This window comes from Cohnella sp. CFH 77786, from assembly GCF_019400745.1.
GTDB lineage: Bacteria > Bacillota > Bacilli > Paenibacillales > Paenibacillaceae > Cohnella.
Genome location: NZ_WJIB01000008.1, coordinates 83,909 through 108,932, shown reverse-complemented (window position 1 = coordinate 108,932; position 25,024 = coordinate 83,909). Strand labels below are relative to the sequence as shown.

Sequence of the window (25,024 nt, the reverse complement as noted above, 5' to 3'; positions counted from 1 at the left end):
GTATCCCATGAACGTTTCTTACCGGTGGTTATCCGAATATATCGATTTGAGCGGCATCGCGCCGCAAGAGTTGGCCGAGATGCTGACCCGCGGGGGCATCGAAATCGACAACGTGCCGTCCCGGAACCAAGGCGTGAGCAAGGTGGTCGTCGGCTATGTGAAGACGCGCGAAAAACACCCGGATGCCGACAAGCTGAGCGTATGCACGGTGGATGCCGGCCAAGCGGAGGAGCTGCAGATCGTCTGCGGAGCGCCGAACGTGGCGGCGGGCCAGAAGGTGCCGGTCGCGCTCGTCGGAGCCAAGCTTCCCAGCGGTCTCGATATCAAGAGGGCGAAGCTGAGGGGCGTCGAATCCCAGGGCATGATCTGTTCCGCGAGAGAGCTCGGGATTAACGAGAAGCTGCTGCCGAAGGAGCAGCAAGAAGGGATCCTCGTGCTGCCCGAAGATACGCAGGTCGGTGCGGAAATCCTCGACGTGCTGACGCTCGACGACGCGGTCCTGGAGCTCGATTTGACGCCGAACCGTTCGGATTGCCTGAGCATGCTCGGCGTTGCTTACGAGACGTCGGCCTTGACCGGCCGTCCGGTCAAGCTGCCGGACCCGGAACGGGAGCTGTTCAAGTCCGCGGACAAAACGTCGGATCACGTCTCGGTGGCGGTACACGCCCCCGAACTGTGCTCCCACTATTCCGCCCGTTACATCAAAGGCGTGAAGATCGGACCGTCGCCGCTCTGGATGCAGAACCGGCTGATCGCCGCGGGCATCCGGCCGATCAGCAATATCGTCGACGTTACGAACTACGTGATGCTGGAATACGGCCAGCCCCTGCATGCGTTCGACGCGGCCAAGGTGGCCGGGGGCCGGATCGAAGTCAGGCTCGCCCGTGAAGGCGAAACGCTGGAGACGCTGGACGGACAAGTCCGCAAGCTGGCCCCCGACATGCTGGTCATCGCGGATGCCGACAAGGCGATCGCGCTCGCCGGCGTTATGGGCGGAGCCAATTCCGAGGTGTCGGCGGCCACGACCGATATCATCCTGGAGTCGGCCAAATTCTCCGGGAGCTCCGTACGCAAGACCTCGCGCCTGCTCGGCCTTCGGTCGGAAGCATCCGCGCGGTTCGAGAAGGAGGTCGATCCCGGCCGCGTCGTGCCGGCGCTGGATCGGGCGGCGGCGCTCATGGCGAGCCTGGCCGGCGGCCATGTCGCCGAGGGGGTGGCGGAAGCGCTCGCCCGCAAGCCGGAGCCGGCCGTGATCGAAATTACGCTGGGTCGCATCAACGGCATGCTGGGCACTTCGCTTTCGGCGCTGGAAGTGCAAACGCTGTTCGCCCGCCTGGAGTTCGGCGCGGAATCGCCGGAAGACGGCAAATGGCGCGTGACGGTGCCGACCCGACGCGGGGACATTACGCGCAGTGTCGATCTGGTGGAAGAAGTGGCCCGCCTGTACGGCTACGACGATATCCCGACGACGCCGATCGAAGGGCCGACGACGACGGGCGCCCTGACCCGGGAGCAGGCCATCCGCCGGGAGCTTCGGAGCGTGATGACCCATGCCGGCCTGCACGAGGCGATCTCCTATTCGGTCACGTCTCCCGAACGGGCGGGGTTGTTCGCGGAGCTGTCGCAGGAAGCGAAACCGATCGCGCTGGCCATGCCGATGAGCGAGGAGCGAAGCGTGCTGCGCACCGTTCTGCTCCCCAGCCTGCTGGACGCGGCGGCGTATAATCTGACCCGCAAAAACAACGACGTGGCGCTGTTCGAAATCGGCAGCGTCTACCATACGGATGAGGCAACGCTCACCCGCCTTCCCCGCGAGAAGCCGAGACTGGCCTTGCTGCTGACGGGCAGCCTGACGCCTGCCGGCTGGAACCGCAAGGCCGAGCCGGCCGACTTCTACGACGCGAAAGGACTGCTCGAGGCGGTTTTCCTCCGTCTCGGACTGGCGGATGCCGTGACCTACGAGCCGGCACGTCCGGAAGGGTTCCATCCCGGCCGTACGGCGGCGGTTTTGCTCCAGACCGAGAGAGGGCCGATCACGATCGGATACGTCGGACAGCTCCATCCGGATTTGCAGCGGAGCTTCGACCTGCCGGACGCCTTTGTTGCGGAAATCGAGCTGGAAGCCGTTTACGGTAAGGCCGACCCGCGCATCGAATACCGGACGCTGCCGCGTTATCCTTCCGTGGAGCGGGACCTGGCGGTCGTGGTGGATCGGGACGCCCGAGGCGCTTCCCTCACGGAAGCGATCCGGAAAGCCGCCGGGGAGCTCCTGGAGTCGGTCTCGATTTTCGACGTGTATACGGGGGAACGGCTTGGCCCGGACAAGAAGAGCGTGGCCGTAGCGATGGTCTACAGGCACGGGGACCGCACGCTGACGGATGAAGAAGTGTCGGAAGCCCATGCCCGGGTACTGGCGGAATTGGAACATTCTTTCGGTGCGGAACTTCGCAAATAGGCAGGAAACGGGATAGGGCGCAGCGAAATACTTCAGGACGCCGAGAGGCGGCCGAAGATGCCGCTGCGCTTTTTCGATAATCGGGGATTCGTTGTGAACGATGACAGGCAAGCAGAGGGAGTTTGACTTCGTCAAACTCCCTAATAGCAGTGAGAGTTTGACTTCGTCAAACTCCCTATTATAGGAGGAACACGCCATGAACGAGGACAATCTGACGCGTGTGTCGGTTGACATATACGGTACGCAATATTCGCTCAAAGGTCGTTCCAATCCTGACTACATGAGGAAAGTGGCGGCCTTCGTCAACGACCAGATCAACCGGATCTCGGTCAGCGATCCGAGGCTGGACCTGCCCCGGCTGGCTGTTCTGGCTGCGATTAACATGGCCGACGAGCTGATGCGGTTGCGATCCGACTATGAGAGGCTGCTGACGGTGCAGGCGGAACGCGACAGTTTGGCCGCAGAGCTGGAACGGAGCGCCGCGGAGACGGTTGCCCTGCGGGAAGCGGCGGAGGCGGAACGCGCGAAGGCAGCCGAGCGGATGGAGGAAATGCGCTCGGAGCACGCGGAGGAGACGGTTGCCCTGCGGGAAGCGATGGAGGCGGAACGCGCGAAGGCAGCCGAGCGGATGGAGGAAATGCGCTCGGAGCACGCGGAAGAGACGGCTGCCCTGCGGGTAGCGGCGGAGGCGGAACGCGCGAAGGCAGCCGAGCGGATGGAGGAAATGCGCTCGGAGCACGCGGAAGAGACGGCTGCCCTGCGGGTAGCGGCGGAGGCGGAACGCGCGAAAGCAGCCGAGCGGATGGAGGAAATCCGGGCGGAGCAAGCGGCCGAGGCGGCACGGGCCTGGAACGAACGGGAAGAAGAGCGCCTGCGTCACCGGGAAGAGCTCCGGGAGCAGGCGGAAGAGCTGGAAGCCCGCCATGCCCGCATACTGGAGGAAACCCGCCGCGAAGCGGAGAAGCAGCTGGAGGAACGAGACGCGGGTTTTGCCGCCGAACGCGAGGCATGGCTGACCGAGCGCGCGTCTTGTGCGGAGGAACGTGCCGCTTTGGAAGCGGAGCGCTCCGCTTGGGCGGGCGAGAAAGCGGAATGGCTGGCCCGAGAGGTCGATTGGCTGAAGGAGCGCGCCAAGCTGGAAGGGGACGTCCAGCGGTCCGGCCGCGAAGCGGAAGAGCTCCGGCGCGCGGCGGCGGAGGATCAGCGCAAGCGGCAAGCGGCCGACGCCCAGGCGGCGGAGCGGCTGCGGTCGCAGACGGCCGCGCGGGAGCGCGCGGAGCGGGAGCTGGGCGACGCGAACCGCCAGCTGCGCGAGGCGGGCGAGCGGGAGCAGGCGGCACGCACGGCAGCTGCGCGGCTGCAGGAGCAGCTGGCCGCCGCGCAGCGGGAAGGGCGCGAGGCAGCGGAGCGGGCCGCCGCGCTGGAAGCGCGCCTCGCCGAGGCGGCGGAGGCGGAAGAGCGCATCGGCGCCGCCAAGGAACTGGCGGAGAGCGAGCTGGAGGCGGCGCGCGCGGGCACTTCGCGGCTGCAGGAGCAGCTGGCTGCCGCGCAGCGGGAAGGGCGCGAGGCAGCGGAGCTGGCCGCCGCTCTGGAAGCGCGCCTCGCCGAGGTGGCGGAGGCGGAAGAGCGCATGGGCGCCGCCAAGGAACTGGCGGAGCGCGAGCTGGAGGCGGCGCGCGCGCAGGCCGCCGCCCTCGACGCGCGCGAGGCGGAGCTGGCCGCCTCGCAAGCGGAGCACGAGCGGGTGGCGCGGGAGCTCGCCGAACGCGCCGACCGCCTGGAGGCGGAGCTCGGGACGCTCCGCCGGGAGCATGAGGAGCTGCAGCGGGAGTACGTGAAGCTGCAGAACGAGTACAACGAATGGATCGATCTTCTCGAACAGCAGTAAGATCGACTCGAAGCCGGTGTTTGCCCTCTGCTCTGCAGTGCTGACAAACGCGCGAAGAAGCCGCACTCCGATCTCCGGGTACGGCTTTGCTTTAATCATTCAGAATTTATAAGTTTCACGTCTTTTCATTTCTGAATGATCTTCGATAAAAAACGACATCTCTGTCCCTTGAGGACGACGAAGTCGTTTTTACTTGACAATATAGAAAGTATAAGTTTCCAGAGAGCGGTTTTGGGGAAGCGAGAGGGGGCGTTTATGGGACTTGCGCTCCCCGTCGATGCTCTGTTTATCTTGCAAAGCGGGCTTTATGACTTACAGGTTAAGTCGCACGCATGAGCGTCATACGTGAATCTGATGTCGGCAGGTCTCCGATCGTGGTGCCTCAGATGGGGCGGGTGCCGTGCAGTCAAGGCGATGAAAGGGAAAACTTCCCTCTATTTTTGCGTATTGGCCACTAGCGCGTGATTAGAAGGAAAACCTCCATCTAATTCCGGCTTTATACCCAAAATTGAAGTTTTTCACCGATATTAGCGGGAGGTTTTCCCACAAAACATCCCAAATTAGCAAAATCAAAGGAATTATTGGGAGGTTTTCCCTCTAAAGTTGAGCGGCGGGGCGAATCCGGCATACGGTTTCGAGAAACGGCCATATCCGGACGGTATCCCAACCAAGGTATGCTATCGCAAAGGCCTTTCTAGGATTTCGTTGCTTGGCGGAACGTATGCCGGTACCCTTTACACGGATATCGGTCAGGACGCCGTCAGGCTTTTTCTTGTGTACGTGCAACGACTTCAAAGCGGTTTTTCTCATTCCGGAGAGGCCGAAGGACGGCATCTTCCCGGACAGGGATGATACGTTATGGCCTTGGTTGCGGGAACGACTATAATGTAATGGAAGATTACATGCAAACAGGGGGTAACAAGGGATGATCGGAGCCGTCGAAGCGGGAGGATCGGAAATCGTCTGTGGAATCGGGTACGAGGAAGGGATCTTCGCGGGTAGATTCAGGCTTCCGACGGAGCAACCGGAGCGGAGGCTCGGGCGGGTTGTCGATGATCCTTGGGGCCTCGGCAACAACGCCTGCTTGCGCGGTTCGCTCGCACTTGATTTCCGGGTTTGGGAGAGAAGCCAATGACTACCGTATTGGTCGTGGACGATGAGACGCATATCCGTCAATTGATCCGGCTGTACTTGGAAGACGAAGGGATGACGGTCATCGAGAAAACGAACGGGAGGGAAGCTTGGCATTACATGGCCGATCATCCCGTCGATTTGGTCGTCCTGGACGTCATGATGCCGGAAATGGACGGATGGGAATTAGGCCGCAACATCCGGAATTCCGGCGACACGCCGATGCTGATGATCACCGCCAAGGGCGAACCTGCGGAGCGGATCAAAGGCTTCCAAATCGGAACCGACGATTACCTGGTCAAGCCGTTCGAGCCGATGGAGATGGTGATGAGGGTCAAGGCTCTGCTGAAACGGTACCGAATCTTCACATCGCAGATCATCAGGCTCGGCCGCGTCGTTTTGGATAAGAACAGCTACCAAGTCCATTTCGAAGATGTCGGACAGTCGGCGACCATCCCTCTGAAGGAGTTCGAGCTTATCTACACGTTGGCCAGTAATCCGGGCCAGCTGTTCACCCGGGATATGCTCATCCAGCAAATCTGGGGCTACGAGTACGACGGAGACGAACGGACGGTCGATACCCATATCAAAAAGCTGAGGGAACGGTTCGCCGGCTACGCGGACTTCAGGATCGTCACTCTCCGCGGTCTCGGCTACCGTCTCGAGGTGCCCCGTGATTAAGTCGCTGTACGTACGCGTCGTCCTTACTTTTCTGGGAGCCGTCATGGGCAGCTTGATTCTGGCCTTCTTCGTGTCCGGCCGGCTTTACCAAGATCAGCTCGATACGCTTGTCCAAGATAACATGATCTCGAGCGGCAAAGCGATCATTCAATCCTATGAGCAATCGGATCCCGGCAATCTCGATGCGCTGGTGCGGGGGATGAAAGTCCTCTCCCTGTATACGATCCAAATCTACAACGGAGAAGGAAAGCCGCTTCATGAAAGCGAGCAATCCGGGCACCTGCGAATCCAATTAAACGAAGACCAAATTCGGCATGTTTTACAAGGGGGAGTGTACCGCCGCGGTTCCAGCCATGGGGCCAACATCGTGGTGGGACTTCCTTTTGAGGTGAACGGTCGTCCATATGCCTTATTTATCGCGCCTTCATTAGGAGAAATATTGGAAGTATTCGCAACTGCCATTCGAACCCAATTGCTGATTGTCCTTCTCTTCGGCAGCTTGCTGATCTTGCTCGCGGCGAGATATATCGTGAGACCGCTTCAGCTGCTGACCCGCGCGGCCCGACGAATGGCCAAAGGCAACTTCAGGATCGATTTGAAGACCAAACGAAAGGACGAGATCGGACAATTAACCGCCAGCTTCAATGAAATGGCCAAGGAGCTGGGCATGCTGGAACAGATCAGGCAGCGGTTCGTGTCCGACGTGTCCCATGAGATTCAGTCCCCCTTGACGTCCATTAAGGGCTTCACGCAGGCGCTCAAGCACAAAAAAATGGACGAGGAAAGCCGGATGCATCTGCTCACGATTATCGAAGAGGAAAGCGACCGATTGTCGCGACTCAGCGAAGACCTTCTTCAATTATCTTCGCTCGAATACGCGCACCTTGAGCTTCATCCCCGCCGTTATCGATTGGACGAGCAGCTTAGGAAGGTCGTCATCGCCTACGAGCCGCAATGGGCGGCCAAACATCTGCACGTCGATCTGGACATGACGGCTATCTTCATCACCGCCGACGAAGATCGGCTTATGCAGCTATGGAACAATTTGCTCAGCAACGCCATTAAATTCACGGACCGGGGCGGTTCGATCCGGATCGGCGCGATCGATCGGGGCGACCGTGTCGAGGTGGCGGTCGCGGACAGCGGCCAAGGTATTCCCGAAGACGAACGGAACCGAATTTTCGAACCTTTTTACAAAGTGGACAAGTCCAGGGAACGTAAGGTCGGAGGCAGCGGTCTCGGTCTTTCGATCGTGAAACGGATCGTCGACCTTCACCACGGCGAGATCCGGGTGTCGAGCCGTCTGGGGGAAGGAACGACGTTCACGGTGACGCTTCCCGCCAACCTCCAAGGTCCGAATTTGTAATCTCGAATTCACAGAGAGGACAAATAAGGGTTATAAACTACGCTCAGACATAGGAGAGGAGAGTTCCATGTGAACAGTCTGAGCAAAATAAGTTTGAAGAACGGCGTTGCCGTCGTTATTCTGTGTATTCTCGTATTCGGTTACGGATTATACTCGGCGACCCGAATCAAGCAGCAAACGTTCCCCGACGTGGATTTTCCGGCCGTGTTCATCCAAGCGGTGAATCCGGGCGCGTCGACCGAGGAGATCGAAACCGAAATCACGAAGCCCATCGAGGATAGCTTGAAGGGCTTCAAAAATTACGATTCCTTGACGAGTACCTCGATGGAGAATGCAGCCAGCATCTCGATCCAATTTCCGTTCGGATCCGATATGGAGAAGCTGGTCGGCGACATCGGGAGCGCGATCGACAAGCTCGATCTTCCGGACAAGGCGGACGTCACCGTCCAGCGTCTGTCCGTGGGAGCGGCGCCGATCTACCAAGCGGCCGTGTTCGCCGATAACGGCAATTCGCAAGCATTGGAGAACAAGCTGGAAACCGAAATCGTCCCGAAATTGAAAAGGCTCGACGGCGTCAGTTCCGTAACGCTGAAAGGAACGTCGTCCGATCGGTTGAACATCGTCGTGGATAAAGAAAAGGCGGGTCGTCTCGGGATATCGTTAAGCTCGATCAAGACCGCCATTCAATCGCTGGAGTACGCGCTTCCGCTCGGCAGCTTGACCCAGGACGAGACAACGATTCCGATCCGTCTTACCGGCGGCGTCCGTTCGCTCGAGCGGCTCGAGAATTTGCAGCTGAATGCTGCCGCCGCTCAGCCGCAAGGCGCGGGAGCTCCGAATTCGCAGGCGGCGGCCGCCACAACGAAGCTTTCGGATATCGCCGAAATCGCGACGGTTTCGTCGCAGAACGAGATTACCCGGTATAACGGGGAACCGAGCTACGTCTTGGAAGTCGTCAAAAGCCAAGAAGCGAACACGGCGGATGTCGCAAACGAAATCAAGGATCTGCTCGGCACCTATCAGGATCGGAACGAGCTGGATGTCCATGTTATCATGGACCAAGGCGCGGAAATCGAAGAATCCGTGTCGTCGCTTGTCCGGGAAGGCTTGTTCGGCGCTTTGTTCTGCGTCATCATTATCTTCCTGTTCTTGCGTAACGTACGGGCGACCGTCATTTCCATCTTATCGTTGCCCATTTCCATTTTCGCGACCATCGCCTTGATGAACCAAATGGGATACACGCTAAATATCATGACGCTGGGCGGGATCGCCGTCTCGATCGGCCGCATCGTGGACGACAGCATCGTCGTCATCGAGAACATCTACAGATGGCGGCAGGAGAAGGGCAGCGAGCTGAAGGGCAAGGAGCTCGCCTACCGGGCGACCAAAGAGGTGATCGGAGCGGTCGCATCCTCGACCGTCGCCACGGTCGTCGTATTCGCTCCGCTTGCCTTCGTCAGCGGCATTATCGGGGAGTTTTTCCGTCCATTCTCGATCGCGGTCGTCATTTCGATCCTGACGTCGCTTCTCGTCGCCGTCATGCTGATTCCGGTCTTGGGAGCGAAGTTCTTCAAACGCGTCAAACCGCATCAAGAAGGCGGGGGCAAGCTCGCGAACGGCTTCGAGAAATGGATTCGGGGCGCGCTGAAACGCAAAAAAACCGTTCTGGGCTTGGCTGTGCTGCTGCTCGTCGGTTCCCTAAGCACGATTCCGCTGCTCGGGGTCGCCTTTCTCCCCGCGGATTCCGTTCCTACCGCTACCATCAACGTAACGCTGCCTGCCAAGAGCGGCATGGAACAGACGAGCGCGGTCAGCGAACAGGTGGAAAACTACGTGAAAAAGTTGGAGGGCGTCCGGAACTATCAGGTTGCCATCGGCGGAGCCGACAATCCGTTCCAGCCGTCCGGCAAGAACAAAGCGACGGTCACGGCGCAATTCGCCGATGGAACGGATATGGATCGCATCGTCGACCAAGCGAACGCGGAGCTTCCCGCGATCGTAACGGCGGCGGTTCCCGAAACGGCGGTAACCGTCAAGGAAGGTCAGCAGCAGGGATTGCCGACCGGCGACAATATCGAGGTGAGCCTGTATTCGGACAATGTCGAGAACTTGTCGAAAGCCGCCAAGCAAGTCGAAGATCTGATGAAGCAGAACGCGGACCTGAAGGACGTCGCCAACAATATGAACGACGTCGCTCCGAAATGGGTGCTCTCGCTGAATCAGAAGGGAATCGACGCGAACGTGAATGCCTTCGCCGTCATGCAGGCGGTGGGCGAGCAGTTGAAGCCGGTGGATGCGGGCACCTATACGTTGAACGGTCAGGAACGGGATATTACGTTGTCTTACCGGCAGCAAATCACGTCCCGAGACGAGCTGGAAAACATCATGATTCCGACGGCCGCAGGGACGATGAAGCTCGGGGATATCGCCGACGTCAAGACGGAGAGCGCCTTGATCACGGTCAACCACGACGATGGGAAAACGTACGCCAAAATCAGCGGAACGGTTAAAAATGCCGACGATACGGCGGCCGTTACGAATAAGGTCAAAGAAGACATCGCAAGCTTGTCCCTGCCGAGCGGAGTGGAAGTGAGCTACGGCGGCGGGCTCGAGATGATCACGGAAGGCTTCTCCAGCTTGGGGATCGCGATGGTCGTGGCCGTAGGCCTTGTATTCCTGGTGATGAGCATGACGTTCGGGGGCTTGCTCACCCCTCTGATCATCCTGTCCTCCCTGGTGTTTATCCCGGTAGGGTCGCTTGGCGCCTTGCTGATTACGGGTCAAGCGTTGTCGATGAGCGCGATGATCGGAATGCTGATGCTCGTCGGAATCGTCGTCACGAACGCGGTCGTTCTGCTGGACCGCGTCGAGAAGAACCGCAGATCCGGCATGCAGGTTACCGAAGCGATCGTGGAAGCGTCGAAGACGCGTCTGCGGCCGATTCTGATGACCGCGTGCGCCACGATGCTGGCACTTCTTCCGCTGGCGTTGTCCGGCTCTTCGACAAGCTTGATTTCCGGCGGTCTGGCCATTACGGTGATCGGCGGACTGTTCAGCTCGACGCTGCTGACGTTGATCGTGGTTCCGGTCATCTACGAACTGGCGTGGAGAAAACGCAAAGCGGCCGATCCATCGTTCGAATTGGCGGCATAAAGAGGGGAACAGGGGAACCAAGAAGATCCCGATCGCGGTCTTCTTGGTTTTTTTCTTCACCGGAATCCGTGAATACTGAAGTACGCGTCCGTTCCTCCGAAGCCGCTGATGATGCCGAGGATGACGTCGAACGGCTGATCATCGACAACCAGCCATTTTTCGATTCCTTCTGTGGTTATTGCACGACGAGCTTCGAAACCATGTCCTTATGGCCCCGTCCGCACATGATGCTGCATTTGAATTCATAAGTGCCGGCTTTCAGCGTGACGACGGTGGATTCGTTGCCCGGCCCGAGGTTGATGTCGGTCCCGTCGACCTTGATTCCGTGGCCGCCTTCGAGCTCCAGCGTGATTTTGACGGGCGTGTCCTTCGGAACGACGTATTCCGGCTTATCGAATTCCCAGTTCGAAGCCTTGATGACGACCTCTTGCGAGGCGGTTTGCGATTGTTCCGGGCTTGCCGAAGAGCCGGCGTCGTTTTTGCCGCCGCAGGCGGCCAGTCCGAAAGCAAGGGCTCCGAGGACAAGCAAGAATGCGAGTTTTTGGCGCATGATGCGGTTCCCCCTCCAAAAAATAGAAAATAACCGTATTCATTTTATCACAAGCATCGCTCTCCTCCATGTCTTATTCATGACGGGTTCGTGAACATCCGCCGGATTGCCGCATGACAACGCAAAACACCCCGGCGGGCGGCCGGGGTGGGCGCGGGAGATTTCGTTCGCAGGGGTCAGCTCCGCGCGTGGTTTTCTTTGCCCGCGCGGAACGGATTCGCGACCGGGATGAACAGGTCGACGATTCCGATGACCAGCGCCGCCAAAATGGCCCCGATGATCGTCGCGCGGACGCCGCCGACCACGAACTGGGCGAGCCAGATGACGAGCGCGCTGGCCAGAAAGCCGACGATGCCCCGTCCGAACGGGGTGATTTTTTTCCCGAATATCCCTTCGAGGATCCACCCGAAGAGCGCGATGACCAGGGCCAGGAGCAGCGCGCTCCAAAATCCGCCCACGGTGAAATTCGGGACGAGCCACCCTACGACCATCAGTACGATCGCCGAAACGATGAACCGTACCACATGACCAATGAAATTCATGTCAGTTTCCTCCTTGTAACGGGATATCTTTAGTTTATCCCTCGATCGGTTCCCTATGAGCGGAAGGTTTCGCTTCGGCGAACGGTTCGGCTATAATAAGGATCGAGAGGAGTTGGCGATCCCGCCGTGAACGATAAGGCGCTCCATACATTGGAATATGACAAAATCATCCGCAGGCTCGCGGCGTCGTGCGCGACCTCGCTCGGGAAAGAGAGGGCGGAGCGGCTCAGGCCGACCCGGGACTTGCGGGAAACGAAGCGGCTGCTGCAGGAAACGGACGAAGCCTCGCGCGCGGCGGCCATCAAAGGTTCCGCTCCGTTCGGCGGCATCACCGACGTGAGGCCGTCCCTGACGAGAGCGAAGCTGGGCGGCATGCTCCAGCCTTCCGAGCTGATGGATATCGCCCAGCTTATCGCCGGCATCCGCAAGCTCAAACGCTATGTCGGCTCCGTGGCGGAAGAAGCGGACATCCCCCTTTTGGAGGATATGTGCGAGCCCCTGACGGATTTCAAACCGCTAGAGGAAGAGATCCGCAAGTGCATCGACGAGCAAGGGGACGTGCTGGATTCGGCGAGTCCGGAGCTCGCCGCCGTACGGCGCGAGATCCGCGTCGGGGAAGGCCGTGCCCGCGAGAAGCTGGAAACGATGATCCGGTCGTCCTCCGTGCAGAAAATGCTGCAGGAAGCGCTCATCACCATCCGCGGCGACCGCTACGTCATTCCGGTCAAACAGGAATACCGCGCGCATTTCGGTGGCATCGTCCATGACCAGTCCGGAAGCGGCGCGACGCTGTTCATCGAGCCTGAAGCGGTCGTGCAGCTGAACAATAAACTCCGGGAACTCAAACTCCGGGAGATGAAGGAGATCGAGCGCATCCTTCGGCGGCTCAGCGAACAGACCGGCTTGAAGGCGGACCTGCTGACCGGCGATACCGAGACGCTGGGTTTGCTCGATTTTATTTTTGCCAAGGCGGCGCTCGCGCAATCGGAATTCGCGACGTTGCCGTCCATGAATGACGAAGGCCGCATCGACCTGCGCAGGGCCCGGCATCCGCTCATCGATCCGAAGAACGTCGTGCCGATCGACGTCGAGCTTGGCGGAAGCTACTCGGCGATTATCGTCACGGGGCCGAATACGGGCGGTAAAACCGTGTCCCTGAAAACGCTCGGCCTGCTCAGCTTGATGGCGATGTCCGGATTGTTCATTACGGCGGATGAGGGCAGCACTCTGTGCGTGTTCGACAGCATCTATGCCGACATCGGAGACGAGCAGAGCATCGAGCAGAACCTGAGTACATTTTCCAGCCATATGACGAACCTGATTTCCATGCTGAACCAGGTGACCTCCCGCAGTCTCGTCTTGCTTGACGAATTGGGGGCGGGGACCGACCCCGCGGAAGGGTCGGCGCTTGCCATCGCGATCTTGGAGCACCTGCATCGCATCGGCTGCCGGATCGTCGCCACGACGCATTACAGCGAGCTGAAGGCGTACGCGTACAATCGGGAAGGCATCATGAACGCCAGCATGGAGTTCGACGCGGCGACGCTGAAACCGACGTACCGGCTTCTCGTCGGAGTACCCGGCCGAAGCAACGCGTTCGCGATCGCTGCCCGGCTCGGACTGCCGAAGCGCATCATCGAGCATGCCCGCGGCGAGGTCGGCGAAGACGAGCTGAAGGTGGATACCATGATCGCCTCGCTCGAGCAGGACCGCCGAAGGGCCGAGTCGGAACGCGCCGCCGCGGAGAGGCTTCGCGCCGAAGTGGAGAAGCTGCGGCAGCAAATCGAAGAGGAACGGCGCCGGTTTCAGGAGCAGAAGGTGAAGCTGCTTGACGAGGCGAGAGAGGAAGCCCGGCAATCCGTGGCCAAGGCGAAGCGGGAAGCCGAGGAAATCATCGCCGAACTTAGGCGGGTGGCCCTGGAAGAAGGCGCTTCGATCAAGGAGCACAAGCTGATCGAAGCGAGACGGCGCCTCGAGGACGCCGTGCCGGCCCCTGCGGCGAGACCGCGGGCTTCGGCCGGCGCGAAACCGCCGAAAATCGAACCCGGGGACGAAGTGAAGGTGTTTTCCCTCGGCGGGCAGAAAGGCCATGTCGCGGAGCTCACCGGAAGCGGCGAAGCCGTCGTTCAGCTCGGCATCATGAAGATGAAGGTGGCGCTCTCCGATCTGGAGCCCGTCGGAAAGAAGGCGCCGGCCAAAGCGACCGTCCAGGCCGCCGGGGCTTCGGTGAAGCGAACGCGGGACGACAATCTTCGCACCGAGCTGGATTTGCGGGGGGCGACGCTCGATGAAGCGATCCTCGAGGTGGACCGTTTTCTGGACGAAGCCTTTCTGGCGAACCTGGGGCAGGTGTATCTGATCCACGGCAAAGGCACGGGCGCGCTGCGGACGGGCGTGCAGGATTTCCTGCGCCGGCACAAGCATGTGAAAAGCTTCCGGCTTGGCAACTACGGAGAAGGCGGAGCGGGCGTGACGGTTGCCGAACTCCGCTGACGGAGGGACTCCATGCAGAGCGTGATCGATTCTTTGATGCAATATCCGCTTGCGGCGGTGCTCGCTTCATTTTCGGTGGGCATTCTGGCGCTGATCGTGTTTCTGTCCGGCTTCGAATGGGTCACCAAATATGACGGCTGGGCGGAAATCCGCAAGGGGAACGTGGCGGCGGCGATGGCGACGGGGGGCAAGATTTTCGGCATCTGCAACATTTTCCGCTTCTCCATCGAAGGGGGCGACTCGATCTACGAGAGCATGCTGTGGGCCGCAGTCGGATTTCTTTTGCTGCTGGCCGCCTATTTTCTGTTCGAATTCCTGACGCCGGTCATCCGGATCGACGAGGAAATCGAGAAAGACAACCGGGCCGTCGGCCTTCTGGCGATGATCATATCCGTCTCGCTTTCTTACATTATCGGCGCTGCGGTGACGTAATCGGAGGATTTGCGGAATGAAATATTTGTGGGGAACGTTATTCGCTTTGGCGTTCGTTTTCATTGTCCTGGGCGTCGTTTATTTATGGAATGCGGGTTAAAGGGCTGGGCCGATTTTCGAAAATATGACGAGTTGCAGTAGGGAGGCGCGGAAATGGCCGTTGTCGTGTGTCCGTGGTGCCAGAGCGAAATTCCGCAGGAAGAGGGCGCCGAGCCGGAAAAATGGTGCCCGGTCTGCGAGAATGAGCTGGGCGGATACCGGACGCTGAGGGTCGGACTCGGAGATTCCGGGGACGAAGACGAGGAAGAGGAAGAAGAAGCGGCCGGGTCGACGGCGGACAGAGAAGACCTGTCCTGGGCGGAAGAAGGCGGGCTGATCGATCACAACGAGGCGCTGCTCCGGTTCGAGGAGACGGTGGAAAAGCTGTTGGACGAGCAGGACACGGTCCCGGCATGCCCGCAATGCCAGGAATACATGCTGGAAGCGGGAGAGGCGGCGGCAGCTCCCGGATCGTTTCGGCCGCGAGTCTCGAAGATGCTCGGCCAGGCCTTACTTACGGCGCCGTTTTCTTTCACGGTTTACGTGTGCCCCTCCTGTTTCACGGTGCAGTATTCCCTGTCTGAGCAGGCCCGGGGCGAAATCGCGCGGCGCCTGAGCCAGGTGGAAGTTCGGGGCGGAAAGCGGGCAACGCGCTCATGAGCCGCGTCGTCCTCTCCGTGACGGAACTGATCGGGAACACGCCCGCGGTTCGCTTGCAGCGGCTTGCCGGGCCGAACGACGCGGAAGTGCTGGTGAAGCTGGAGAAGATGAACCCGAGCGGCAGCGTGAAGGACCGGGCGGCCTGGGGGCTGTTGGCGGATGCGGAAGCGCGGGGGCTGATCGCCCCCGGGTCGGTGATCGTGGAACCGACGAGCGGCAATACGGGCATCGGGCTGGCGATGAACGCCGCCGCCCGGGGATACCGGCTTATTCTCGTCATGCCGGACAACATGACGAAGGAAAGGATCGCGCTTCTGAAGGCCTACGGGGCTGAGGTTGTCTTGACGCCCGCCGCCCTGCGCATGCCGGGGGCGATCGCGGAAGCGCGGCGTTTGCTGGCGGAGATTCCCGGCAGCTACATGCCGAATCAGTTCGAGAATCCGGCAAATCCGGACATCCATCGCACGACCACGGCCGTCGAAATCCTCGAGCAGACGGAGGGGCGTCTCGACGCGTTCGTCGCGACCGCAGGCACGGGAGGAACGATTACCGGAGTAGGCGAGACGCTGCGGCAACGGCTTCCCGGCCTGCATGTCGCCGTCGTGGAGCCCGCCGGTTCCCCGGTCCTAAGCGGCGGGGAGCCGGGGCCGCACAAGCTGGTCGGCACCAGCCCGGGATTCGTGCCGGCGATCCTGAACACGTCCGTCTACGACGAAATCGTGCAAGTGAGGGACGATGACGCGCTGGAGACGACGCGGCAGCTGGCGGCGCGGGAAGGTATTCTCGTCGGACCGTCGTCCGGCGCTTCGGTGTGGGCTGCGCTCCGCGTCGCCCGCCGTCTCGGCCCGGGCAAGCGGGTGTTGTGCATCGCGCCGGACACCGGCGAGCGGTATTTGAGCATGGGCATTTTCTGAGCGGACGGGATCCGGGCGGCGTCAGCCGCAGGCGGCCCGTCCGTTTCGTTCGCGGGCGCCGGGGAACATTAAGGAACAAATGACCTTAAGTCGATCGAAAAGGCGGTTCGGAGGCGGAGTTAAGGTACAAATTGCCTTAAGTCGATCGAAAAGGCGGTTCGGAGGCGGAGTTAAGGTACAAATTGCCTTAAGTCGATCGAAAAGGCGGTTCGGAGGCGGAGTTAAGGAACAAATGACCTTAAGTCGATCGAAAAGGCGGTTCGGAGGCGGAGTTAAGGTACAAATTGCCTTAAGTCGATCGAAAAGGCGGTTCGGAGGCGGAGTTAAGGTACAAATTGCCTTAAGTCGATCGAAAAGGCGGTTCGGAGGCGGAGTTAAGGAACAAATGACCTTAAGTCGATCGAAAAGGCGGTTCGGAGGCGGAGTTAAGGTACAAATTGCCTTAAGTCGATCGAAAAGGCGGTTCGGAGGCGGAGTTAAGGTACAAATTGCCTTAAGTCGATCGAAAAGGCGGTTCGGAGGCGGAGTTAAGGAACAAGAGTCCATAAGTTGTCCGAAAAGCCGGTTCGGAGGCGGAGATAGCGGTATGGAGGCGATGCTTCTTCCCCGGCTCCTAGCCGCCCAGCGGCCATTGTGAAAATACGCCAAACTGGCACCTTTTCGCCCCTTTATTTTTCTTCACACGGAGCCTGTTTTTGATGTAATATGGAGAGTAATTTAAACGTATAACGGGTCTTTCGGATTTCGGTGTAACCAGATGACGACAAAGAGGGATAGCGATGAACCAATTGAAGTTAAGCATCCTGGACCTGCTCAAGGAAGACGCGAGATTGCAGGCTTCCACGATCGCCACGATGCTCGGGGCGCAGGAAGCGGAAGTCGCGGCCGCGATCTCGGAGATGGAGCGGGACCACGTAATCGTAAAATACGCGACGGTCGTCAACTGGAGCAAGGTGGACGACGAGAAGGTGACGGCGCTGATCGAGGTCGAGTGCACGCCGGAACGCGGACGGGGCTTCGAAAGCATCGCGGAACGGATTTATCTGTACCCGGAAGTGAAGTCCGTGTACCTGATGTCCGGAGCTTACGACCTGTGCGTCGAAATCGAAGGCAAGAACCTGAAGGAAGTCGCCTCGTTCGTCTCCAATAAGCTGTCGACCATCGATTCCGTCATTTCCACCAAAACGTTCTTCATTTTGAAAAAATACAAGCAGGATGGCATCATTTTCGAGGAGTTCGAGGACGACAACCGTCTGTTGGTATCCCCGTAAAGCCGTCAGCTGAGCGCAAAGGACCGGTGTCCCATGATCCAAGACCATGAAATCACGCAAACGATGATGAAGCCGGCTGGCGTCCGCGGCATGCAGCAGTACTTGAATGCCAGCGCCCGCGCCATTCCTCCGTCGGGGATCCGGCGCTTTTTTGACTTGGTGAGCACGAGCAAAGACAAAGACATCATTTCGCTCGGCGTCGGCGAGCCGGATTTCGTGACTCCTTGGAGGGTGCGCGACGCTGCCGTCTATTCGTTGGAAAAAGGGAAAACGCAGTACACTCCCAACGCGGGTACGCCGGAGCTTCGGGAAGCGATTGCCCGTTATTTGCACGACCAATGCTCGCTGGACTACGATCCGGGGAAGGAAATTCTCGTCACCGTGGGCGGGAGCGAAGGCATCGATCTCGCGCTTCGTGCTTTGATCGAGCCGGGCGACGAAATTCTCATTCCGGAACCGACCTATATTCCTTATTCCCCGCTCAGCTCGCTGGTCGGCGGTGTCGCGGTCGGCATCGAGACGTTCGCCAAGGATAATTTCAAACTGACCGCCGAAAGCTTGCGCGCGGCGATCACGCCCCGTTCCAAAGTGCTCGTGCTCTGCTATCCGAGCAACCCGACGGGCGGCATCATGACCTACGAGGACTTGCTCCCGATCGCCAAAATCGCGGAAGAGCACGACCTGATCGTCATCTCGGACGAAATCTACTCCGAATTGACCTACGGAACCAAGCATGTCAGCATCGCATCGCTTCCGGGCATGAAGGACCGCACCATCCTTGTCAGCGGCTTCTCCAAAGCGTTCGCGATGACCGGCTGGCGGATGGGATACGCATGCGGCCATCCCGACCTGATCGGCGCCATGCTTCGGATTCACCAATATACGATCATGTGCGCGCCGATCATGGGCCAAGTCGCGGCGTTGGAGTCGCTGAGTCCCCACGGGCTCGAAGAGAAGGAACGCATGATCGAATCCTACAATCAGCGCAGAAGGCTGGTCGTCCAAGGGTTCCGGCAGATCGGGCTCGCCTGCCACGAGCCGCAAGGCGCGTTCTACGCGTTTCCGTCCATCCAGTCGACCGGGATGAGCTCGGAAGAATTCGCGCAGCGGCTGGTGCTGGAAGCGAAAGTCGCCGCGGTGCCGGGGCACGTGTTCGGTAAAGGCGGCGAAGGGTTCCTGCGCTGCTGCTACGCTTCATCGGTCAGCCAATTGAACGAAGCGCTCGAACGCATTGGGAATTTCTTGAATAAAATCAAATAAGCAGGTTTTCTAGCGAATGGAGAACAAGATTTCTAGCGAATCTAGTTGTTTATTTGGATGGCGACTGCTATAATTACCATGGTTTTCAAAACGTTTCGATCGCTCGCGCCAGAGAAGGGAGAGAAAACATGGACTCGGCAGATTCCCGCAAGTATCCCCGGATCCCGCAGCCCGATTCCCATGCCGATCTCAATCCCAATCGGACGGAAGATAAGCAGGGGCGGCCCGCGGCCGGTTCCAAGCTGACGGACGATATCGATGACCTTCGCCGCAAGATGGCAGAGACGTTCTTGAAGGAAGCTTCTTTTACCGCGGATCCGGTGATCATGATCAGCCGGCAGCTCGATCTCAAAATCAATGAATACATGAAATTATGGACCTTAAGACGCAAGCAAGTCCGGTGATGGTCGCCGGGCTTTTTTTTACATTACAGGACTTATTAAGTGTCCAGTGAGTGGTGTGGGGGAAGCGAGAGGGGAGCCGATTACGGTACTGGCGCTCCCGTTGATGCTCTGTTCATCTTCCTTATTTCTGCATCCCCGCTATTTGTGCGAAGATGGGCAAGACCGGCATGAAGTGATTTCTGCATCCCCACTCTGCTCCTGAGCAGTAAACCCGGAGGTTCGAGCTTGCCTGAAGTCGCGCGCATGAGCGTCGCACCACGTGTATCTGTTTTCGGCAGGTCTCCCACCGGGGTGCCTCAGATGGGGCAGCTGTCGCGCAGTCAAGGCGATTAAAGGGAAAATTGCCTTCAATTTTTGCGAATAGGCCACAAGCGCGCGATTAGAAGGAAAACCTCCCTCTAATTCCGGCTATATACCCTCAATTGCAGTTTTTCACCGATATTAGAGGGAGGTTTTCCCTCTAAATATCCTAAACCCTCAAAATGATCGAAAATAGAGGGAGGTTTTCCCTCTAAAGTTGACCGGCGCTGCGAATCCGGCATGCGGTTTCGAGAAATTGCCGTGACCGGGCGGTATCCCAACTAAAGTATCCTATCGTTTAATCCTTTCCAAGAAGTCATTACTCGGGGGAACGTATTTCGGTACCCTTTGCACGTTTCCCGGGGCCGCGTCAGGCGTTTCACTCGGTGATTCAGAAAGCATAAAATCCGCCATCCTTTTCCGAATCACCTCCGATAAGACGTCTATCCGCCCGAAAAGGACGGCGCAGCCGTTTTACTTGTCAGCCGTTCTGGAGGGCGTCGAAGCCGCTTTTACTTGTTTGGGCGGAAAATGCGATTATGCTATAGTTGAGATAGTGCGGATGGCTGAAGAGGAGAGAGTTTGACTCCGTCAAACTCTGCGGAAGAGGAGAGAGTTTGACTCCGTCAAACTCCCGATTAGAGGAGGGACGGACGTGCTGCTGCTCTTGATCGGCGGTATCGGTAGCGGAAAATCGGCCTATGCCTCGGAATGGGCGAGAACGCTCGGAAGGGAAGCGATCCGGTTTTCCTGTCCCACTTTTCCGAATGGCGGGAGCGCGAATCCATTGCCCCCGGAACCTGAACCGTCCAGCTTCGCCTGGACGGAATTGGCGGCTGACGGGACGATGGCTGCCGCCATCCATCGAATCAATCGGGAATCGAATATTTTCCGCGCGGACCGGAGGGTGCTCCTCGTGGACAGCCTGTCCGGGTGGCTGCGCGCTTCGATCGGCCGCGCCCGGGGGGCCGGTCTTGAACCGGAAGCGTTGAGCGGGAACGGCGGCGCTCTGCTGGGCGAGCTTCTCGATGCGCTGCTCGCCTATCAAGGCAAGCGAATCGTCGTGACCGAGGAGGCCGCCGCGGGACTGGCCGAGGATCCGTGGGAGCGGCTGTTTGCCATGGAACTCGCGCGGGCGGTCCGGGTGCTGGCCCGGGAGAGCCATGCCGTGTACCGACTGACGGCCGGCCTGGCGTCGGAAGTGAAAGGCCGACAAGTGAAATGGGGGATACGGGAACGATGAACATTTATACCCGAACCGGGGATGAAGGGCAAACGTCGGTCATCGGCGGGGGACGCGTCGCCAAAGACGATATCCGCGTGGAGGCTTACGGGACCGTCGACGAACTGAACGCTGCCGTCGGGCAGGCGGCGGCTTGGCTGGCGGGGAAAGACGCCGGCGTCTGGGGGGACATGGCGGAAAGGCTTACGATTATTCAGCACGAGCTCTTCGACTGCGGTTCCGATCTGTCTTATGCTTCTCCTGACCCTTCGAAAATGAAAGTAACGGATGAAATGACGACCCGCCTCGAGCAATGGATCGACGAATACGAACGGGAAACGCCGCCGATCCAGCGGTTTATCCTGCCCGGAGGGAGCCGGATTGCCGCGCTCCTGCACGTCTGCCGGACCGTCTGCCGGCGCGCCGAAAGGCGGGTCGTGACCTTGTCCGCGGAACGGCCTTGTCCTCCGGAGGTGAGGCGTTATTTGAACCGGCTGTCCGATTTCCTGTTCACCGCCGCGCGCGCGGCGAACGCTCGCCTCGGCGTGCCGGACGTCGAGTACGAACGCGGCGCTTCCGTGTTCAAGCGGAGGCCCGCGGAGTGAGTTCGGAAGCGGAAACCCGGTACTATGAACCGCTCGTGCTGACGGCGGAAGCATCGGATGACGGGAGGCTGCTGCGGGAGGTGCTGCAACGGAGGCTCGGCATCTCCCGGAGGCTGCTCGTGAAGCTCAAGTCCACGGAGGAAGGGATCGCCGTCAACGGCCGCCGGGCGAGAACGAACGAGAAAGTAGCGGCAGGCGACCGGATCGAAATCAGAATCGAACGCGAGCAATCGGAGGATATCCTGCCGGAGCCCATGGAACTGAGCGTCGTCTTCGAGGACGATCACCTGCTGGTCGTCAACAAGCCGGCGGGGCAGATCGTCCATCCGACGACCGGACATTATACGGGGACGCTGGCCAACGGGATCGTCCATTATTGGAGGGAGCGCGGAGAGAGGTGCCGTTTCCACCCGGTTCACCGGCTCGATGAGCATACCTCCGGGCTCGTGGTCGTGGCGAAGCACGCTTATGCCCATCAGCAGCTATCCGAACAGATGGCCGAGGGTACGGTCGAGAAGCGCTACCGCGCCTACGTTTACGGTTCTCCTCCTGCAACCGCAGGCGAAGTGAATGCTCCGATCGGACGCTCCGGAGACGATCCGCACCGCCGGGTCGTCCGGGAGGACGGCGCCCCATCGCTTACGTTCTACGAGACGTCCGAGGTATTCCCATGCGGTGCGACCGCGCTGGACATCCGGCTCGGAACCGGGCGGACGCACCAAATCCGCGTGCACATGCTGCACGTCGGATGCCCGCTCATCGGCGACGATTATTATTCGGCGAATGAATGGCGGTCGTCGGCATTGTCGCGGCTTGTTGAGGGGGTTATCGCCAGACAAGCCCTTCATGCGATCCGGCTGACGTTCCGCCATCCGGTTACGGGAGAACCGCTGCGGCTTGCGGCCGGGCTCCCGGAAGATTTGCGCATCTTGGAAGGGGTTTTGCGTTCATGACAAAAGGAAAACTGACGGTGTATCAATATCCGCCCTGCGGCACGTGCAGAAGCGCGGTCAAATGGCTGCAGGGGCGGGGGTATGAACTGGAACTCCACAATTTGTGGGAGGAAGCGCCGTCCGTAGACCAGCTTAGAAAATGGATTCCGCTCAGCGGTCTTCCGGTCCAGAAATGGTTTAACGTGTCCGGGGACGCTTACCGGGAACTGGGGCTGAAGGACAAAATACCCGGCATGTCGGATGAAGAGAAAATGGCGGTGCTTGCAAGCAACGGAAGGCTCGTCAAACGGCCGGTCGTCACGGACGGCCGCAAGGTGACGGTCGGATTCAAGGAAGAAACATACGAGGCCGAGTGGTAAGGCTGAAGAGATAACGGACGGAGAGCGGGGGGATCGGATTGGCGGAACCGGAACAACACTCCGCGGCCAAGAAGAAGCGGGGAAGCGGATCCTGGGCGGCTGCAACCGGGCTGCTTCTTCTGCTGGGCAAAATCAAACCCTTTTTATTGTTTCTGTTTAAAGCGGGCAAACCGCTCTGGACGATGGCGCTCAGCATCGGCGCCTATGCCCTCATTTTTCCATGGACGTTCGCGGTCGGCTTCGTGTTGCTGCTCCTCGTTCATGAGCTCGGCCACGTGTGGGCGGCCCGCAGGGCGGGGCTTCCGGTCAGCGCGCCGATGTTCATCCCTTTTCTCGGCGCTCTGATCCTTCTCAAGAGAAATCCCAAAGACGCGGCGACCGAGGCATATATCGGGATCGGGGGCCCGATGCTCGGCTCGGCGGGCGCCTTCGTCTGCTACGCGATCGGCTTGTGGAGCGGGCAACCCGTCTGGCATGCGCTCGCCTACTCCGGCTTTTTCCTGAACTTGATCAACCTGCTGCCGATCCATCCCTTGGACGGCGGCCGCATCGTGACGGCCGTCAGCCGCTGGCTCTGGCTCGTCGGGGTCGCGGCGGGTCCCATCATCATTTGGCACTACGGAAACTTTTTGTTTTTCTTCATTTGGCTGCTGTTTCTCTGGGAAATGTACAAGAAATTCATCCGCGACCGCCGGAAGTCACGGAACTATGCCGTGGAAGGGGAGTACCGGACGGAAGCGGATCCGCTGCTGCCCTCCTGGTTCGCGGCCGGCGAAGCCCATACGCGGGAGCTTCCCTTTACCGCCTATTGCCGGCTGGACGGGGAACATGCGGTCGAGTTCCATTGGGAAGCGATGTCGTTCAAAGGCGAGCTTACCCTGCCTCAGCCATGCATGATCGACAGGGTCGTGCTGAGGAAGGTTCGGGGGCCGGATGAGGCCGGGAAGCTGACTTTCGCCGTCCGGGCGGAAGGCAGACTGTTCGAATCCGAGCACTATTACGAGGTCCCTGCAGGCGTGCGCGTGCGCATGGGACTGATGTACGGCGGCCTGATCGGGGTGTTGTCTTACATGATTTGGCAAATCGAGAAAGCCGGGCTCATTCCTCCGGCATGAAGAAGGAGAACCGATATGGATAACACGAGGTGGAGATCACGGCGGCTCGACCGGCTGGGCTCGGCCATTTTCGCGGAAGTGGCGGCCTGGAAGGCGGAAGCTAGGCGGGAAGGGAAGGACGTCATTGCGCTCGACATCGGAAGCCCGGACCAACCGCCCTCGCTCCAGGCGAGGGAGACCCTGGCGGCGGCCGCCTTGCGGCCCGACGCGTACCGCTATCCGGGAACGGAAGGGACGATCCGGTTTCGGGAGACGGTCGCCCGCTGGTTCGGGCGCCGCTTCGGCGTGGCACCGGATCCGGCGGAGGAGGTGCTTTCCCTCATGGGGACGCAGGACGGGCTCGCGCATTTGGCCATGTCGATCGCGGATCCAGGCGACGCGGCCCTTCTGCCGGACCCCGGGTATCCTGTCTACCAAGCCGGACTGGCCGTTGCCGACGTGGAAGCGATTCCGCTTCCGCTCTCGGAAGACAACGGCTATTTGCCGGACTTCGATGCCGTGCCGGAAGCGGTCTGGGACCGGGTCAAGTTCCTGATCCTGAACTATCCGAGCAATCCGCTGTCGGCGGTCGCGGACCTCGCGTTCTTCGAGCGGGCGGTCGACACGGCCCGCCGCCGGAACGTGCTGCTCGTGCACGACAACGCGTACAGCGAAATGGCGTATGACGGCTTCCGGCCGCCCAGCGTGCTGGAAGTGCCGGGCGCCTTCGAAGTGGCCGTCGAGTTCCACTCCCTGTCGAAATCGTTCCACCTGGCCGGCGGGAGATTGGGCTTTGCCGTCGGCAACCGGGAAGCGTTGTCTTCCCTGCGGGCCTTGAAGAACAACATCGACTTCGGGGTGTTTCTCGCCGTCCAGGAAGCGGGGATCGCGGCGCTGGAGATGGACATGGCCGGTCACGAATCGGTGTCCCTCCTGTACGAGAAACGCCGGGACGTCTTCGTCGCCGGCTTGCGGAACGCCGGCTGGAACGTGCCGTCTCCCAAGGCGACGATGTTTCTGTGGGCGCCGGTACCCGCCGGCTGGTCGTCCCGGCAGTTCTCGCGCGAGATGCTGGCGCAAGCGGGCGTGGCGAGCATTCCCGGGAACGCGTTCGGCGTACGGGGAGAAGGGTACGTGCGGCTTGCGCTCGTCGAAACCGAGAGCCGGCTGACGGAAGCGGCGGAGCGGATCGGCACTTTCTTGCGCAGTGCGGAACCTAAGCAGGGTGAGACTATGGTATAATTCACAAGAA

At 59.9% G+C, this 25,024-nt stretch carries 21 protein-coding genes; 19 read left to right on the top strand and 2 right to left on the bottom strand.

Features of this window, described 5'->3' with window-relative positions; all coding sequences use genetic code 11:
* Positions 1-7: 7 nt before the first annotated feature.
* The 6 genes from pheT (at position 8) to GE107_RS12950 (ending at position 10,674) form a co-directional block, all read left to right on the top strand.
* Positions 8-2,455 (top strand): phenylalanine--tRNA ligase subunit beta, encoded by a 2,448-nt coding sequence (gene pheT / locus GE107_RS12975; RefSeq protein WP_219640402.1) that lies wholly within the window; start codon positions 8-10, stop codon positions 2,453-2,455.
* A gap of 196 nt (positions 2,456-2,651) precedes the next feature.
* A complete protein-coding gene (gene zapA / locus GE107_RS12970; protein WP_219640401.1) occupies positions 2,652-4,343 on the top strand; it encodes a cell division protein ZapA in 1,692 nt (563 codons plus the stop codon).
* A 925-nt stretch (positions 4,344-5,268) separates the two neighbouring features.
* Entirely contained in the window at positions 5,269-5,478 is a 210-nt protein-coding gene (locus tag GE107_RS12965) for a hypothetical protein (protein ID WP_219640400.1), read from the top strand.
* Positions 5,475-6,155 carry a response regulator transcription factor gene (locus GE107_RS12960; RefSeq protein ID WP_219640399.1) on the top strand — a complete coding sequence of 227 codons (681 nt, stop codon included), beginning with the start codon at positions 5,475-5,477 and terminating at the stop codon, positions 6,153-6,155. Before GE107_RS12965 ends, GE107_RS12960 begins: the two co-directional genes overlap by 4 nt.
* Entirely contained in the window at positions 6,148-7,521 is a 1,374-nt protein-coding gene (locus GE107_RS12955; RefSeq protein ID WP_370636403.1) for a sensor histidine kinase, read from the top strand. The genes GE107_RS12960 and GE107_RS12955 overlap by 8 nt, the downstream gene beginning before the upstream one ends.
* Positions 7,522-7,590: 69 nt before the next feature.
* A complete protein-coding gene (locus GE107_RS12950) occupies positions 7,591-10,674 on the top strand; it encodes an efflux RND transporter permease subunit (RefSeq protein WP_219640398.1) in 3,084 nt (1,027 codons plus the stop codon).
* A gap of 175 nt (positions 10,675-10,849) precedes the next feature.
* Here GE107_RS12950 and GE107_RS12945 read toward each other — a convergent pair whose 3' ends face one another.
* Positions 10,850-11,224, bottom strand: a complete 375-nt coding sequence (locus GE107_RS12945; RefSeq protein WP_219640397.1) for a cupredoxin domain-containing protein — start codon at positions 11,222-11,224, stop codon at positions 10,850-10,852.
* Positions 11,225-11,400: 176 nt separating this feature from the next.
* Positions 11,401-11,766, bottom strand: a complete 366-nt coding sequence (locus GE107_RS12940; protein ID WP_219640396.1) for a phage holin family protein — start codon at positions 11,764-11,766, stop codon at positions 11,401-11,403.
* A 126-nt stretch (positions 11,767-11,892) separates the two neighbouring features.
* On the opposite strand from GE107_RS12940, the gene GE107_RS12935 reads away from it, so the two are divergent.
* The 13 genes from GE107_RS12935 to GE107_RS12875 all read left to right on the top strand — a co-directional run bounded on the left by GE107_RS12935 (position 11,893) and on the right by GE107_RS12875 (position 25,014).
* Positions 11,893-14,259, top strand: coding sequence for an endonuclease MutS2 (locus tag GE107_RS12935; RefSeq protein ID WP_219640395.1), 2,367 nt, complete (start codon positions 11,893-11,895; stop codon positions 14,257-14,259).
* 12 nt (positions 14,260-14,271) lie between these two features.
* Complete coding sequence (locus tag GE107_RS12930) at positions 14,272-14,691, top strand: DUF350 domain-containing protein (RefSeq protein WP_219640394.1); 420 nt, start codon at positions 14,272-14,274, stop codon at positions 14,689-14,691.
* 153 nt (positions 14,692-14,844) lie between these two features.
* Entirely contained in the window at positions 14,845-15,390 is a 546-nt protein-coding gene (locus tag GE107_RS12925; protein WP_219640393.1) for a hypothetical protein, read from the top strand.
* A complete protein-coding gene (gene cysK, locus GE107_RS12920) occupies positions 15,387-16,304 on the top strand; it encodes a cysteine synthase A (RefSeq protein WP_219640392.1) in 918 nt (305 codons plus the stop codon). Before GE107_RS12925 ends, cysK begins: the two co-directional genes overlap by 4 nt.
* Positions 16,305-17,083: 779 nt before the next feature.
* Positions 17,084-17,575 carry an Lrp/AsnC family transcriptional regulator gene (locus tag GE107_RS12915; RefSeq protein WP_219640391.1) on the top strand — a complete coding sequence of 164 codons (492 nt, stop codon included), beginning with the start codon at positions 17,084-17,086 and terminating at the stop codon, positions 17,573-17,575.
* 33 nt (positions 17,576-17,608) lie between these two features.
* Positions 17,609-18,835, top strand: a complete 1,227-nt coding sequence (locus GE107_RS12910; protein ID WP_219640390.1) for an aminotransferase class I/II-fold pyridoxal phosphate-dependent enzyme — start codon at positions 17,609-17,611, stop codon at positions 18,833-18,835.
* 128 nt (positions 18,836-18,963) lie between these two features.
* Positions 18,964-19,239, top strand: a complete 276-nt coding sequence (locus tag GE107_RS12905; RefSeq protein WP_219640389.1) for an aspartyl-phosphate phosphatase Spo0E family protein — start codon at positions 18,964-18,966, stop codon at positions 19,237-19,239.
* A 955-nt stretch (positions 19,240-20,194) separates the two neighbouring features.
* Positions 20,195-20,782: a bifunctional adenosylcobinamide kinase/adenosylcobinamide-phosphate guanylyltransferase gene (locus tag GE107_RS12900; RefSeq protein WP_219640388.1), complete on the top strand. Its 588-nt coding sequence runs from the start codon at positions 20,195-20,197 to the stop codon at positions 20,780-20,782.
* Positions 20,779-21,366, top strand: a complete 588-nt coding sequence (locus tag GE107_RS12895; RefSeq protein ID WP_219640387.1) for a cob(I)yrinic acid a,c-diamide adenosyltransferase — start codon at positions 20,779-20,781, stop codon at positions 21,364-21,366. Before GE107_RS12900 ends, GE107_RS12895 begins: the two co-directional genes overlap by 4 nt.
* Positions 21,363-22,319, top strand: coding sequence for an RluA family pseudouridine synthase (locus GE107_RS12890; RefSeq protein WP_219640386.1), 957 nt, complete (start codon positions 21,363-21,365; stop codon positions 22,317-22,319). The genes GE107_RS12895 and GE107_RS12890 overlap by 4 nt, the downstream gene beginning before the upstream one ends.
* The gene (locus GE107_RS12885) at positions 22,316-22,678 is read left to right on the top strand and encodes an arsenate reductase family protein (RefSeq protein WP_219640385.1); all 363 of its coding nucleotides are present in this window, start codon (positions 22,316-22,318) and stop codon (positions 22,676-22,678) included. The genes GE107_RS12890 and GE107_RS12885 overlap by 4 nt, the downstream gene beginning before the upstream one ends.
* 38 nt (positions 22,679-22,716) lie before the next feature.
* Positions 22,717-23,793: a site-2 protease family protein gene (locus tag GE107_RS12880; protein ID WP_219640384.1), complete on the top strand. Its 1,077-nt coding sequence runs from the start codon at positions 22,717-22,719 to the stop codon at positions 23,791-23,793.
* A gap of 15 nt (positions 23,794-23,808) precedes the next feature.
* Positions 23,809-25,014 carry an aminotransferase class I/II-fold pyridoxal phosphate-dependent enzyme gene (locus GE107_RS12875; RefSeq protein ID WP_219640383.1) on the top strand — a complete coding sequence of 402 codons (1,206 nt, stop codon included), beginning with the start codon at positions 23,809-23,811 and terminating at the stop codon, positions 25,012-25,014.
* The last annotated feature ends 10 nt before the right edge of the window (positions 25,015-25,024 follow it).